Here is a 14,184-nt window from a genome sequence, read left to right as displayed (position 1 = left end):
TCCTTACTCTTTTTACTTATTTACAAAAATCTCTGCATCAACGCCCCTTTCTCCAACTTCAAACACTCCAATTTACGCTGTAATGTTTCGATCTCTTGATCTGCTGTTGAAAGAATTTCGGCGATTTCTCTTTGTTCTTCAAGGCTTGGTAATTTAATAGTTAATTTCATTAACTGTGTTTTTGATAAATTATATCTAGTTGCTCCTTGACCCAATAAGGATATAGCCTTTCTTATCTCATCACATCTAAATAAGTATTGAGCATATTCAGGTAATAAATTTTCAAAATTATTTAATCTAAACCCAAAGCAAAACGAATTTAAGTATAGTTCATCAACTTCATTTAATAACACAGAACTCATACCAACCTCATCAGGCGTTTCAGATGAAGTAGTAAAGAAAATATCTCCATACCTGACTTTATTCTGTGTTTCATCTTTTCCAATCTCAACTAGCTCTAAATGTTGAATATCAATATGTGAATTTGTAAAAATATTCATATAGGGGATATATGGTTTTCCTTTACCAAAATCAACTTTTGATTTTCCCGACAACCCAGTGAATGTACTACCCAAATCTTCTAATCGAAAAATTTGCTCTCCTTTTCCCAACAACTTCTGCATTAACGCCTTTTTCTGCCGTCTGCTATTTTCAAGCAGTTTTTCCGTAGTTTGAATAGCCTTATCCCATGTTGAAAGGGTTTCGGCGATTTGGATTTGTTCTTCTAGTGGGGGAACAGGTATTGCGATAGATTTTACAATACTCGCACTTAAATTTTCTTGTCCTCCACTATTTGACATCTCTCGAATATCATCATATTTACTCATCAAATATTGATAATAAAATTCAACGTGATAATTCTCTTTCAATATTATTGCAGCACAAGCCTGATTAGTGGTTGCTTTTATTCCCAATTTTGCAACTTGACCTCTTGTTTTACCTTGACCATACATTGCCATTAAAATAGTGCCTATCGGGAATAGTTTAGCAGATGAATTAGAAAGCCCTAAATCAGTAATTTTTTCAGCGGTATCTACAATCGTATTAAATTTAACTTCTGCTGTAGTTACCCAAGGAATACTCCCATTCCAATAACTTTCATTTTTTCTGCTCGGTGTTCCGCCTGATGAAATTGTTGCAATTTCACCTAATGTTTTTATTTCCCACCCATCTTTCAACTTCTTCATTCACTTTTCCCAATTTGCAAAATTTTCTTAAAATTTAACCGCTGTATATATCAATTTGAAATAGCATCTATATACTATTTCCTAATTCCCTGTAAATTTTGTTTACACAAGGCTCGCATTTCATTTAAAATACCCCTAAATGGATCGAGGGTGCTTGGTCGGCGTTACAGTCTTGGTGGGTTTCATCAAGGCTTTTCGCTTTTTAGGGCTATGGAAAATGTTTTAACCCTTTTTGATCAAAGCCTTGACCAACACAACTCCTACCACCTTCACAATAAAACTTATTTTTAAGTATTTCAATTGCTTGATTTGGTTGTGTTGGATCTAGTATATAGCGACCAATCGGTCTAGCAACCAAATCAGCTAGCTGCAACCCTGTTGAATTTATCATTTTAGATACAATTTTTACCTTGAAAGGGAGCGATTGTTTAAATCGATTTTCGCCATTACAAATTCGCAAAAATTCAAGCTCAAGCTCCGCATCTTCTTTTTTTCCACGGCTTTCCACTGCAACAATCGTTATTCTCTCTGTCTGATTTTTCTCCTGAACAAACTCAAAGAGAGTTTCTAAACAATGCTTTAATGCAAAATGATATGGATGTAATTCTCGGTCTTTCGATTGTAATTTATGTTTTTCAATCACACAGCTGGCTAAGACAAAATTGCTTTTTTGCATTATGTCGGATAACCGTGCTAGAAAGTCGAGTTTCTCTTGTTGAGAACGAAAAATGTTAAAATCACCTTTTTCTTTTAGGATTTCATTTTCGTGCAGTACGACAAGATCGTGCCCAAAATAATCAAACTTCAATTGCTGTACTTTAGGGACGATAACTTCTCGGTAGTGTTGTTTGTAAAATATACAAAAAGCCAGTACAAAGACAGGATAATTTTTATCTATTGATGTCAGGCTATGATCTCCACTTTCATCAACGTAAACAATAAAATCACTAAATTGTTTGCTCATTTACCCACCTAATTTGGTAAAATTTTCTTAAAATCTAACCGCTTGTGTAGGGGCGGACCGATGTGTCCGCCCATTTAACATTTCGTGATATTCGGGCGAACACGTCGGCTCGCCCCTACAAGCTCGCCATCAATACCCCAACTCCCTCAAATAACCTTCCATTTTGGTTTCCAACTCCGCCAACTGCTGTTTTAACTGCATTCTTTCGGTACGGACTTGCTGCAAGTCGATCAGCTGTTCCTCTTCAAAGGTATCCACATAGCGTGGGATATTCAGGTTGTAATCGTTTTGTTGAATATCGGCGAGAGTTGCAACAAAGGCATATTTTTCCACCGCTTGTCGTGTGCGGTAAGTGCGGACGATTTTTTCGATATTTTCGGCAGTAAGTGTATTTTGATTTTTACCTAGCTTAAACTCGTTGCTGGCGTCAATAAATAGCACGCTGTCGTCCGTTTTGTTTTTACGGAAAATCAGAATTGCCGCAGGAATACCCGTGCCATAGAACAATTTTTCAGGCAAGCCGATCACGGCATCTAGTAGGTTTTCATCAATCAATTTTTGACGAATTTTACTCTCGGCAGCCCCACGGAACAGCACGCCGTGCGGCACAACCACGCCCATTCTGCCCGTTTTCTCTTTGAGCGTTTTAATCATATGTGAGATAAACGCGTAATCCCCTTTTGTTTTTGGCGGTAAACCACGCTCAAAACGTTGAAAACGATCTTGGCTGACCTCGTCATAACCCCATTTATCTAATGAAAACGGTGGATTAGCGGTAACGATATCAAAGGTAATCAATTCGCCATTGCTATCCAATAATTTTGGATTGCGAATAGTATCGCCCCATTCAATGCGATGGTTATCTTCACTGTGCAAAAACATATTCATTTTTGCCAACGACCACGTTGAGCCAATCGCTTCTTGTCCGTATAAGGCATAATTTTTACTTTGATGATTTTTCACCACTTTCTGACCGCACTTCATCAACAGCGAGCCGGAACCACAAGCAGGATCGCAAATGCTGTCGCCCATTTGTGGATCGAGCAGTTCGGCAATTAAATCCGATACTTCAGGCGGCGTATAAAATTCACCCGCCTTTTGCCCACCGCTTGCAGCAAAGTTTTTAATTAAATATTCGTAAGCATTGCCAATAATATCCAGCGTACCGACTTTGCTTGGTTTTAAATCTAATTCAGGTTTAGCGAAATCTTCCAACAGCTCACGCAAAATGGTGTTTTTCTGCTTTTCTTCGCCTAGTTTATCAGTGTTAAAGGAAATATCTTGGAAAACGCTCTTGCCTGCATCTTTGAGTTTTGTGCCGTTGGCTTCTTCAATGGCGTGCAACGCCTGATCGATACGTTCACCATTACCTGCTTCAAACCGCTGCTCATACAAGCGGTAAAAATTAGCGTGCGGTGGCAATACAAATCGCTCTTGTTTCATCATTTCTTCAATCAATTCCGGCACATCGCCGTATTCCGCTTGATATTGTTGATAATGGTCTTGCCATACGTCTGAAATGTATTTCAAAAACAGCATCGTTAAAATGAAATCTTTATAGGTATCCGGGCTTATCGTGCCACGAAAGGTATCGCAAGCAGACCACAGGGCTTTATTAATATCGTCTTGGTTAATGGACATCGGTTATTCCTTATTTGTGAGTTTTTTCTGATGATTTTCAAGGGTTTTAATGCTTTTGTCTGGTGTCGGTAAATCTTCGGGCATTGTACCACCAAGTTCTTGAATAGTTTGACGAACTTTTTTACCTACATCAAAATGGGTTTGGTTGGCTTCCTGTTTCGTCTGAATATTATCTCTACGTAGTTTTTCTTCCGTTTGCGTGGCTCGGAATAGGTTAGCGGCAAGCTCCGTTGAACCCATATGATCTAAAATTTTTTCATTTTTCTGTAACCCTTTGCGAGCGTGAATAGCTTTATTATCTAATCCACCATAAAGCCCTTTGTAGCCGTGATTTTGGAAAATACTTTCAAAGGTTTGGGTTAATTCGTTCATTGCTCTTCTCCTACGGTGAAATTAACTCTTGGGCTAAGGCATTCATCAACTTCTCATTATTTTCAATGAGTTTTTGCAAGGTTTTTCGCTCCTGAGCGAGTGTTTTTACCATTTGTACGATAACGTTTTGTTTTGCTAAAGAGGGTATTTTTATCGACAATTCTGCCAAGGCAGGAAGACGTAAACTTTTGGTAATCGAGCCTTCAAGATTTTGAATAAGATACTTTTGGCTTTGTTTCAAATTCAGCCACCATTGCAGATATTCAGGTAAGATTTCCGCATTTTTAGGACGAATAACAAAAAAATGGGGTGACGCAACCGCTGGTAAATTTTGCCGGGAAAACTCAACAAAAATCGGCTGATAATTGTTGCCTCTTGTGGCAAGCAAAATATCTCCCTTTTTAAGCCAATCACTTTCTTTCACTTTATCCAGCTTTGTACGAACACAGTTATCCCAAGTTATGCCATCAAAAAATGAACAATCTTTCATTTGCACTACAACCACATTGCCGTTCGCATCTTCAGGCACTTTTGCTCGAAATAAAAAACCTGTTTGGATATTTGCAACATCCCCTAATGCTTGCATTTATTCTACTCCATTGCGATTACAACAAGATTTGTGTTGAAATTATAAACGAGAGAGTATGCGAGTCAAATAATATTTTGCACCATGGTTATTACAACTTAAAGTGTTTAAGTGACGAATAAGTCGAGATAATAAAAGTAAAGAGCGGTCAGATTTTAAGAAGATTTTACAATTTGCAAATTTTTTCAATTCCCACCGCTTTCCATTTTCTAGCCTTTCTTTCTAACTTTTCCCCTGCAACTGCCTTTCCAATATCTCCCCAAACTGCTGTGTTAAAGCAAGCAGTTTTTCGCTTTCTTGTTCGCCGAGGGTGTCGAAGGCTTGTTGTTCAAATTGGCGCAGGCGTTCGATAATAGGCGTGGCGGCTAAGCGGCCTTTTCCTGTGAGTTGCCAGCGTTTTTCACGCTTATCGGTGCAGATAGGAGAAATTTCTAGAATACCTTGCGCCACTAGCTCTTTACACAGTGGCGATAGGGTTTGTTTGGCAATATCAAATTCATCGCAAATCTCTTGCTGGGTGCGGTTTTGATGATGAATTAAGCTGTGATAAACCCACAGCAAATTGCTGTTGCTAATGCCTTGTTGCTTTGCCCATTGCTCGTAGAGGCGATTGATATGCACAATCGACTGCCCCAGTTTATCCATTAGATGCATTTAATTCTCCTTTTGATAAGTGCGGTTTGATTTTGAAGGCAAACCAGAGTGCGATCACGGCAATAATTAAGGCACTCGCCATTGATAAATGCACGCCGTTTAAGGTGGCTTGTTGGCTTGAAAGTTCGTTGGATAAATGTTCGCCAACATTGATCATTCCCACAAAAAAGCTGGTGCCGAGTGCGGCGGCGATTGGGCTAACGGTGGTTAAAATTGCCGTGCCGTGTGGGTTGAGTTCTTTTGTTAAGGCGTTTAAACCGTGGGTTTCGCCCGTGATACAAGCGGAAACGGACAATGCCATTAGAGCAAATAATGCGCTGAGTAACAGCGTTGAAGTGGTAAGGTCTAGCCAAAACCACATCAAAATCAATGCGCCGACAAGCAACATTGTGGCAGGCAGTAGCACCCATCTTCCGCCTTTTTTATCTAACAGACCGCCAAATATCGGGGCGGCGATGGCTTGCGAAATGCTGGCGGGCATTAAAATCAGCCCCATTGCGGTTGCCGAGAGCATTAACACCTGTTGCGTGTACATCGGCATCATCACCTCTAAGCCCATAAATAGGAAATAAGCACAAACTAAAATGATGACCGCATAGCGAAATTGAGCGTGATGAAAGGCACGCAAATTGAGCAGTGGCGTGGCGAGTGCAAATTGGCGTTTGCTAAACCAAACAATCAACGCTAACGACATTGCCATCAAAGCGAAGAACGCACTTAACGACAACGCTGCAAAGTTGCTGCTGGCGTAAACCAAACCGCTCAAACCAGTGATAGATAAAAATGCCGAGAGCAGATCGATTTTGGGGCGAGTGATTTCATTTAAACGCACAGTCAAAAATTTGCTGGTAATCAACATCGCCAACAGCATAAACGGCACGGTCAGCCCGAATAAATATCGCCAGTTGAAATAGTCGATAATCACACCCGAAATCGTTGGACCCATCGCCGGCGCAACGGTAAACATCATCGTGACAATTCCCATCGCCATACCACGCTGATGTGGCGGATAAATTGCCAAAATCGCATTGAACAACAACGGCACAAACAACGCCGCCGAAATCGCCTGCACCATACGCCCCACAAGTAGCATTTCAAATTGCGTTGCAAAGGTACAAATCGCCGACCCGACAATAAAGGTAAACTGCGTTGCCAGCACCAATTTGCGTGTTTCAAACCACTCAATCAAACTGGCACTGATCGGCGTAAACGCCCCCATTACCAATAAAAAGCCTGTTACCAACCATTGCACCGTAGTTTTCTCTACCTGAAATTCGGTCATCAAAGTCGGCAACGCCACGTTTAATAAAGTGTCGTTCAAATACCCAAAAAAAGCCCCGATAAATAAGGTCGCTACAATCAATTTACTCGGAAATTCAGGATTTTCCGAAAAATAGCTTTCCGTTTTTGATGTCATAGATTGTCCTGTTTTTGACTAAAAATGAAATTCTAGTCAAAAGTGGGACTAAATGCAAGGGGGGAAAAGTGCGGTCGGTTTTGCAAAAGATTTTGCGATCTCGCTCGAAAAAATTACCGCTTGTGATTTTATTTCTTGCTGTTTTGCTTTACTTTATGAAAAAACGCACTAAACTTGTATCTACTTATCTACATTTGGAGGTGCAATATGCCGATTATGACCAGCCGTGAATTTAACCAACGTTCCAGCCAAGCGCAAAAATATGCCTTAGAAGAACCCGTGATTATCACTAATCGTGGCACGCCAGCGTTTGTGCTGATGAGCTATACGGAATATGAAAAGGTGCAACAAGCCAAGCCGTTTGTGAGCATTGCCGATGTGCTTTGCCCGAGCAATCCTGACGTGGCGGATGTTGAATTGGAATTACAACCACGCAGTCGAGTGCAACGCCGCCCGGTTGATTTTGATGATTAGGGGAGCAGAATGTATTTATTAGATACTAATATCATTAGCGAAATCAGAAAGTTAGCAAAAAATAAATGTGATAAGAATGTTGCAGATTGGGTTCGTTCTACCTCAAAAGATCTGATGTTCACAAATGCGGTTGTAATGATGGAATTAGAGCGTGGTGTGATGTCTATTGAGCGTAAAGATACAACACAAGGCGAACTCTTGCGCCATTGGTTTGAAATGGACGTGAAACCTGCTTTTCACGGCAAAATCCTAAAAATTAACGAACAAACCGCCCAAATTTGCGCTAAATTGCACATTCCCGATCACGCCCCTGAAAATGATGCCTGGATTGCCGCTAGTGCCATTCAACACAATTTGGTTTTGGTAACACGCAACACAGCCGATTTTGCCCGCACTGGCGTGAAGTTGTTTAATCCTTTTGAAGAAAGATAAAAGAGCGGTCGGATTTCCACAAATTTTTGCATTTCCAAAATCCAGCAGAAATTTCACCGCTTGACAATTCACTCCACCGCATTTAAAATCCGTTCAAATTTTTAAACCTATAAACAAATATGAGCCAAAAAACCGTTGATATTTTGCGTGAGTGCATTCCGACTTTTACTGTGTTAAGCGATGAAAACCGCTTGATGATTTTGCATATTTTGTTTGAAAACGGCAGTTTGAATGTCAATGATTTGACCGAACGACTGCATTTATCACGCCCTGCGGTGTCGCACCATCTCAAAATTATGTTGGACGCCGGTTTGGTGCGTGTTGATCAGCAAGGCAAAGAGCGTTATTACACCGTGAGCCTACAACAAGCCGGCGAGCGTTTTCGGCGTTTGATGGCATCGTTTATTGCAGATGGTTGTATTAAACCATTGGACGACTAGCTAATTTTTATGATTACCTAACACGGCTATTGCTAGAGTTGTTGGTATTTAGCCGTAATTTTTTACCCAAATAGGTTTATATTTTTAAACCTATAATCTCAACAAGGAATTTTATGTTATTTCAACCTTTTACCTTTTCTAACGGCAAAACAGCCAAAAACCGTTTTTTCAAATCCGCGATGGAAGAACAGCTTGCCAAACAAAACCAACCGACAATGCCGTTGGTGCAACTTTATGACACTTGGGCAAAGGGTGGCGCTGGTGTGTTGGTGACGGGCAATGTGATGGTCGCTGAAAACGGCAAAGGCTCGATCAACGATGTAGTACTCACAGATGAACGCAGTTTGCCGATTTTGCAACAATGGGCGAAGGCTGGCACGCAAAACGATACGTTGCTGATTATGCAGATTAACCACGCAGGCAAACAGTCGCCAAAAGTGTTATCGCCAACGCCCGTTGCACCGAGTGCGGTAGCGTTGCAGGGAATGGACGGCTTTATCAATCCGCCAAGAGCCTTAACCGAAGCCGAAATTGGCACCTTAATTCAGCAATTTGCCACCACCGCAAAAATCGCCGAAAAAGCCGGATTTTCTGGCGTGCAAATTCACGCCGCACACGGCTATTTAATCAGTCAATTTTTATCGCCGCACCACAACCGCCGTGAAGATAAATGGGGCGGCAGCCTTGAAAATCGTATGCGATTTTTAGTGGAAATTTACCACGCCATTCGTGCGGTGGTGCAGCCTGAATTTTTGGTCGGCTTAAAACTCAACTCGGCGGATTTCCAAAAAGGCGGTTTTGACGAAACGGACAGCATTCAAGTGGTGCAAAAAATGGCGGAATTAGGCATTGATTTTATTGAAATTTCAGGCGGCAATTATGAAAACCCTGAAATGTTATCCGCCAAAGCCAGTACGCAAAAGCGTGAGGCGTTTTTCTTGGATTATGCCGAAAAAGCCCGTGCCGTCTGCAACGTACCGCTGATTATCACAGGCGGTTTCCGCAGTGAAAATGCAATGAACGAGGCACTGCAAAGTGGACATCTGGATTTTATCGGCATCGCCCGACCTTTTGCTTTACAACCCGATTTACCAAACCAAATTCAGCAAGGCAATTATCAAACTATCGTAACCACCCGCATAAAAACAGGTTTTGCCCCGGTGGATAACAAACTCGGTGCAGTGTTGGAAATGGATTGGTATATGGCACAAATGGCGTTAATCGGCAATGGCAAACAGCCAAATCCGACACTTTCGCCGTGGAAAGTGTTATTCAAAACCCTTTGGGAGAACGGCAAAGCAGGGTTGAGTACAGGGAGATCTTAGGAAAGAGTGGTCGGATTTTGATGAGATTTTGCGATTTGCCAGTATTTGTAGGGGGCGTGTGAACGCCCCTTTTTTTGTCCAACATTTTATTTTTGTGATCTTGATCGAAAAAATCACCGCTTGTTGTTTTCTTGGTTGCGGTTTTGTTCTATGTTTACGTCAAAATTCAGCTATTGCAAAAAATGCAACAACTCAAAAGAATTGGTTAAATTTTAACTGCTAAGGATTTCTTACAAGTTCAAATTCAACAGGATCAATTATGCAAAACCAAATTCAACTTTATACGTCCGCAGACGGCAAAATTTCCTTACAGGTTTCATTGGATAATGAGACGGTGTGGCTTACGCAATCTCAAATGGCAAGCTTATTTGGGGTTAAAGCTCAGAACATAACAATGCATCTGAGAAATGTTTATGCAGAACAAGAGCTTGATGAAAATTCAACTTGTAAGGATTTCTTACAAGTTCAAACTGAAGGTGAAAGAATGGTTTCTCGTAAACGAAAACACTACAACCTTGATGCCATTATTTCTGTGGGCTATCGAATTAGCTCTAAACGTGCGACACAATTCCGTCAATGGGCAACCCAAACTTTGAAACAATTTTTGGTGCAAGGTTATGCGATTAATCAAAAACGCTTGCAGGAAAAAGGTGTGGAGTTTAGCCAAGCAGTGGCGTTGTTAAGTCAAACGCTCACCAACCAAGCCTTGATTAGTGATGAAGGTAAGGCGGTTATTGGTGTGATGCAGGACTATGCGAGAACTTGGAGCTTATTGCAGGCGTATGATGAGCAAAATCTAGCGGCGATTTCGGTGCAGCAGCCTGAAATGAAATCCTTGGTATTTGAAGATGTTTTAACCGCTATTTCGCAATTAAAACAAGAACTAATTGCCAAAGGCGAGGCGACCGAGCTGTTTGGGCAGTTACGAAGTGATGGTTTGGCATCAGCGATTGCGACCATTGAACAAGGCTTTGGTGGAGAGTGGTTTTATCCAAATATTGCCAGCCGTGCGGCACATTTATTGTATTTTGTGATCAAAAACCACCCGCTTGCAGACGGCAATAAACGCACTGGTTCTTTCCTGTTTTTATGGTATTTACACCAAAATCAAGCCCTGCTTGCCAAACCCGTTAATGAATTGATTAACGATAATACCCTTGTCGCCCTTGCCTTGTTGGTGGCAGAAAGTTTGCCTGAACAAAAAGAGTTAATGATCCGTTTAGTAGAGCATTTTATTTTGTTGAAGGGGTAGTAGTGCATTAGCAAACGCCCCCTACCACGCTTTCCCTTCAAAACTCTCCACCAAAAAATCAATCAATTTTCTCACGGCAAGCGGTAGTTTATCCCTTGACGGATACATCGCATAAATGCTGAATGTCGGCAGTTGCCAGTCGGGTAGGACAGCTTGCAGTTTGCCCTGTTGCAGTTCGGTTTCCAGCATATATTTTGGCAACATCGCAATGCCGTTGCCGTCCAGCACAGAATTGAGCAAGGCTTGGGTGTCGTTGGTGGTGAAACGGCTGTTGAGGTCGAGCAACACTTCTTGTTCCCCTTGTGTGCATTTTCACGCTTTGCGGTTGATGTTGTGGTGCGACAAATAGTGATGTTGATACAAATCTTTGGGCTGCGTTGGTGTGCCGAACTTTGCCAAATAATCAGGCGTTGCCACTAGCAAGGAATGGCAATCGGCAAGTTTTCGGGCGATAAAATTCGGGTCGGGGTTGTTGGTAATCCGAATGGCAAGATCGATCCGCTCACTGATTAAATCCATTGGCTGATCGTTGAGCAATAGCTGAATATTCAATTTCGGGTGCAGCTGCAAAAAGCGATTGACCATTTGTACCAAATGATACGTCCCGAAAGTTTGGCTACTGGTTACACGCAACACGCCACGCAATTCGCCTTGCTGTGCCATCATTTCCTGTTCCATTTCTGCGGTTAGATTGGTAATTTTTTGGCAGAAAAGCACCGCTTGCTCGCCTGCGTCTGTCAGGGCGACTTTGCGGGTGGAACGCTGAAACAGTCGGGCGTTCAGCCATTCTTCCATTAAAGCAACATAACGGCTGATCATCGGTTTGGAAATTTCTAAACGTTCTGCGGTAGCGGTAAAACTGCCTGTTTCGGCAACGCTCAGAAAGACTTTGATAGCGGTGAGTTTGTCCATAGTTATCCTTTTTGTTTCTTAATCCGAAACAATTATATTCTAAATTTGCTATTTTTCTTTATTTTTATTTCCTTAGAATACACACACCAATCAATTTTATAGTACAGAAAAATGTTTAACCTAATGAAAAAACTGGCTTGTGTCGCACTAATCGGGCTTTCGGTAACGGCACAGGCTACGGAGAAAAACACGATGATTAAAAATATTGTTTTGGTACACGGTGCTTTTGTTGATGGCTCAAGTTATCGCCCCGTTATTCAATCTTTGCAAGCCAAAGGCTATCAGGTTACGGCGGTGCAAAATCCACTGACTTCGTTAGATGATGATGTGGCGGCGGTTAAGCAGGTGTTAGATCGTCAAGATGGCGATGTGGTGCTAGTTGGACATTCGTGGGCGGGGGTGGTGATTAGCCAAGCTGGTCAGCACGAAAAGGTTAAAAAATTAGTCTATTTGTCGGCAATTGTGCCAAATAGCGGCGAAAATGCAGTAATGGCGTTAGAACGTCATCAAGCAGCAAGTGAAGGGTTGCAGCCTGATGAAAACGGAATGATTTGGTTGCCAAATGCGGAAGTGTATCAGGCAGTGATGGCGAACGACTTGCCGTTGTCGGAAGTTCAAGGCTTGTTTGCCACTCAAACACCAATCAGCGCCAAAGCCTTTGGGCAAGCGGTTGCAGAGCCAGCGTGGAAAACCAAACCAAGCTACTATTTGCTTGCGGAACAAGACAACGCCTTGCCGTTTAAGGCACAACAATCTTTTGCGGCGATGATTAACGCTCAAACCAAAACCGTTTCAGGCAGTCATTTGTCTATCATTTCGCAACCGCAAGCGACAGTAGAATTGATTGAACAGGCAGCAAAATAGGAAAACAAAATGAAAATTTACTACTTATTCGATCCTCTTTGTGGCTGGTGTTATGGGGCGTCAGCAACATTGCAAAAACTGAATGAAATCTATCCGCTTACACTCACGCCAACGGGTCTGTTTTATCAAAGCGGTCGTAAAATGGACGCCGATTTCGCCCGCTATGCGTGGGGAAACGATCAGCGGATTGAAAAATTGACCGGTCAGCCGTTTAGTCAGGCGTATTTGGAAAACGTGTTGCAAGGCGAAGGCGATTTTGATTCGGCAAACAGTTTGCTGGCTTTAACAGCGGTGCAACAAATTGCCCCTGAAAAAGAGCTTGCCGTGTTGGCAGCATTGCAGACAGCACGTTATGTGGACGGTTTGGATAATGCGGATTTGGCGGTGATTGAACAGATGCTGCACAAGCTCAACCTTAGCCAAGCGGTGCCATTGCTTAGCGAACAATCTACCCAAACGGCATTGGAACAACGTCTTCAATTCGGGCAACAACTCGCCCACCATTGCGGTGTGCAAGGCGTGCCGCAGTTGATTGTGGAAAAAGATGAACGGTTGCATATTGTGCCGAGCCAGTTGTTGTATGGGGACATTCAAGGGTTGAAGGATTACTTACAACGCTTATAAAAGAGCGGTGGAATTTTCATAAGTTTTGCATTTGCAAAATTCCCTGAAAATCCCACCGCTTGTATTTTTACGCCCAACCACGTTGAAAATCCCACCGCTTACTCAAAACCTCTCTTAACAGTTCAAACACTTTCACAATTCGCAAAGGGGTAACGGTTTGATATGGGCGGTAGAGATAGATTTGCCACGGTTGTTTCGGAATGTCGGGGAAAAGTTCCACGAGTTCTCCGCTGTCCAAATAAGGCTGGCAGAACATACCTAATAATTGTGAGCAAACTTGCCCAGATAGGGTTGCTTGCAGTTCGCTTGCCATATCGTTACTGATAAATTTGGGGGCAGGTGGTGTGATGGTATGTTCGGCATTGATTTGCCACTGCCAAATACGCCCTTGCAGAGCATTAAACATCGCTGCCAGTGGATAACGTTTAGCCAAATCGGTGAGATCCGCAGGCATTCCCAATTTTTCGATTAAGGCTGGCGAGGCTACAATTTTTTCTTCTACAGTGGCTAAATGATGCGTAATCCAATCCGGTTCGGGCTTTTGGCAAATGCGGATACCCATATCAATTTGATTATCCACCGCTTTTAACGAGGTTAAATCCACACGCCAATCAATAGCTAAGTTAGGATAGGGCGCAATGGCTTGTAATAAGTCCGCTAAAATTTGTGTGTGATTAGGCAGTGGCGGCAGGGTAATCCGCACCGTGCCTTGAATAGCCTGTTGGTTAGTTTTGGCGAAACTGAATAAACGTGCCTCTTCATTTAAAAATTGTCGTGCCTCCACTAAAAATTGCTGACCAAACTCAGTAAGCTGGACGTTACGGGTGTTGCGTTTGAATAGTGGTTCGCCCAAAGTATTTTCTAGCTCCGCAATAGTTCGGCTGACGACTTGTGGCGATACAGATAAGCGTACCGCTGTTTCACGAAAGTTGAGGGTTTCGCTTGCCACACAAAAGTAACGTAATGCATCCAGTTTATTCATATTATTCCATTTTTTGAGATAGAGAATGTATTTATTAGTGATTTTATCAAGATAATAA

General features: G+C 42.1%; 15 protein-coding genes and 1 pseudogene. 7 read left to right on the top strand and 9 right to left on the bottom strand.

Annotated features, from left to right (window positions below; translation table 11 throughout):
- Positions 1–20: 20 nt before the first annotated feature.
- The 7 genes from DDU33_RS02920 to DDU33_RS02890 form a co-directional block, all read right to left on the bottom strand.
- Positions 21–1,187, bottom strand: coding sequence for a restriction endonuclease subunit S (locus DDU33_RS02920; protein ID WP_108923050.1), 1,167 nt, complete (start codon positions 1,185–1,187; stop codon positions 21–23).
- Between the two features lie 208 nt (positions 1,188–1,395).
- On the bottom strand, positions 1,396–2,151 hold the full coding sequence (locus tag DDU33_RS02915) for a DUF3800 domain-containing protein (RefSeq protein ID WP_108923048.1): 756 nt from the start codon (positions 2,149–2,151) through the stop codon (positions 1,396–1,398).
- Between the two features lie 129 nt (positions 2,152–2,280).
- A complete protein-coding gene (locus tag DDU33_RS02910; protein WP_108923046.1) occupies positions 2,281–3,792 on the bottom strand; it encodes a type I restriction-modification system subunit M in 1,512 nt (503 codons plus the stop codon).
- Between the two features lie 3 nt (positions 3,793–3,795).
- Positions 3,796–4,164: a hypothetical protein gene (locus DDU33_RS02905; protein WP_005821023.1), complete on the bottom strand. Its 369-nt coding sequence runs from the start codon at positions 4,162–4,164 to the stop codon at positions 3,796–3,798.
- 10 nt (positions 4,165–4,174) lie between these two features.
- Positions 4,175–4,750 carry a restriction endonuclease subunit S gene (locus DDU33_RS02900; protein ID WP_108923044.1) on the bottom strand — a complete coding sequence of 192 codons (576 nt, stop codon included), beginning with the start codon at positions 4,748–4,750 and terminating at the stop codon, positions 4,175–4,177.
- A gap of 222 nt (positions 4,751–4,972) precedes the next feature.
- Positions 4,973–5,404, bottom strand: a complete 432-nt coding sequence (locus tag DDU33_RS02895; RefSeq protein ID WP_108923042.1) for a MarR family winged helix-turn-helix transcriptional regulator — start codon at positions 5,402–5,404, stop codon at positions 4,973–4,975.
- Positions 5,388–6,821 carry an MFS transporter gene (locus tag DDU33_RS02890; protein ID WP_108923040.1) on the bottom strand — a complete coding sequence of 478 codons (1,434 nt, stop codon included), beginning with the start codon at positions 6,819–6,821 and terminating at the stop codon, positions 5,388–5,390. Before DDU33_RS02890 ends, DDU33_RS02895 begins: the two co-directional genes overlap by 17 nt.
- Before the next feature lie 207 nt (positions 6,822–7,028).
- Here DDU33_RS02890 and DDU33_RS02885 point away from each other — a divergent pair, with 207 nt between their 5' ends.
- The 5 genes from DDU33_RS02885 (at position 7,029) to DDU33_RS02865 (ending at position 10,744) form a co-directional block, all read left to right on the top strand.
- On the top strand, positions 7,029–7,295 hold the full coding sequence (locus DDU33_RS02885; RefSeq protein ID WP_108923038.1) for a type II toxin-antitoxin system prevent-host-death family antitoxin: 267 nt from the start codon (positions 7,029–7,031) through the stop codon (positions 7,293–7,295).
- Between the two features lie 9 nt (positions 7,296–7,304).
- Positions 7,305–7,727: a type II toxin-antitoxin system VapC family toxin gene (locus tag DDU33_RS02880; protein WP_108923036.1), complete on the top strand. Its 423-nt coding sequence runs from the start codon at positions 7,305–7,307 to the stop codon at positions 7,725–7,727.
- Positions 7,728–7,846: 119 nt separating this feature from the next.
- Complete coding sequence (locus DDU33_RS02875; protein ID WP_108923034.1) at positions 7,847–8,167, top strand: ArsR/SmtB family transcription factor; 321 nt, start codon at positions 7,847–7,849, stop codon at positions 8,165–8,167.
- 113 nt (positions 8,168–8,280) lie between these two features.
- Positions 8,281–9,492, top strand: a complete 1,212-nt coding sequence (locus DDU33_RS02870) for an NADH:flavin oxidoreductase/NADH oxidase family protein (protein ID WP_108923032.1) — start codon at positions 8,281–8,283, stop codon at positions 9,490–9,492.
- Positions 9,493–9,751: 259 nt separating this feature from the next.
- Positions 9,752–10,744 carry a virulence RhuM family protein/type II toxin-antitoxin system death-on-curing family toxin gene (locus DDU33_RS02865; RefSeq protein WP_005821006.1) on the top strand — a complete coding sequence of 331 codons (993 nt, stop codon included), beginning with the start codon at positions 9,752–9,754 and terminating at the stop codon, positions 10,742–10,744.
- Between the two features lie 21 nt (positions 10,745–10,765).
- On the opposite strand, the pseudogene DDU33_RS02860 reads toward DDU33_RS02865, so the two are convergent.
- Positions 10,766–11,656, bottom strand: a pseudogene (locus tag DDU33_RS02860) (LysR family transcriptional regulator).
- 123 nt (positions 11,657–11,779) lie between these two features.
- On the opposite strand from DDU33_RS02860, the gene DDU33_RS02855 reads away from it, so the two are divergent.
- On the top strand, positions 11,780–12,520 hold the full coding sequence (locus tag DDU33_RS02855; protein ID WP_005821005.1) for an alpha/beta hydrolase: 741 nt from the start codon (positions 11,780–11,782) through the stop codon (positions 12,518–12,520).
- A 9-nt stretch (positions 12,521–12,529) separates the two neighbouring features.
- On the top strand, positions 12,530–13,144 hold the full coding sequence (locus DDU33_RS02850; RefSeq protein ID WP_005821003.1) for a DsbA family protein: 615 nt from the start codon (positions 12,530–12,532) through the stop codon (positions 13,142–13,144).
- Positions 13,145–13,211: 67 nt separating this feature from the next.
- Here DDU33_RS02850 and DDU33_RS02845 read toward each other — a convergent pair whose 3' ends face one another.
- Positions 13,212–14,126, bottom strand: a complete 915-nt coding sequence (locus DDU33_RS02845) for a LysR family transcriptional regulator (protein WP_005821001.1) — start codon at positions 14,124–14,126, stop codon at positions 13,212–13,214.
- Positions 14,127–14,184 lie beyond the last annotated feature (58 nt).

The organism is Actinobacillus porcitonsillarum, from assembly GCF_003101015.1.
Classification (GTDB): domain Bacteria; phylum Pseudomonadota; class Gammaproteobacteria; order Enterobacterales; family Pasteurellaceae; genus Haemophilus_A; species Haemophilus_A porcitonsillarum.
The sequence above is the reverse complement of the archived record's forward strand: the minus strand, read 5'-3'. Positions and strand labels throughout refer to the sequence as shown.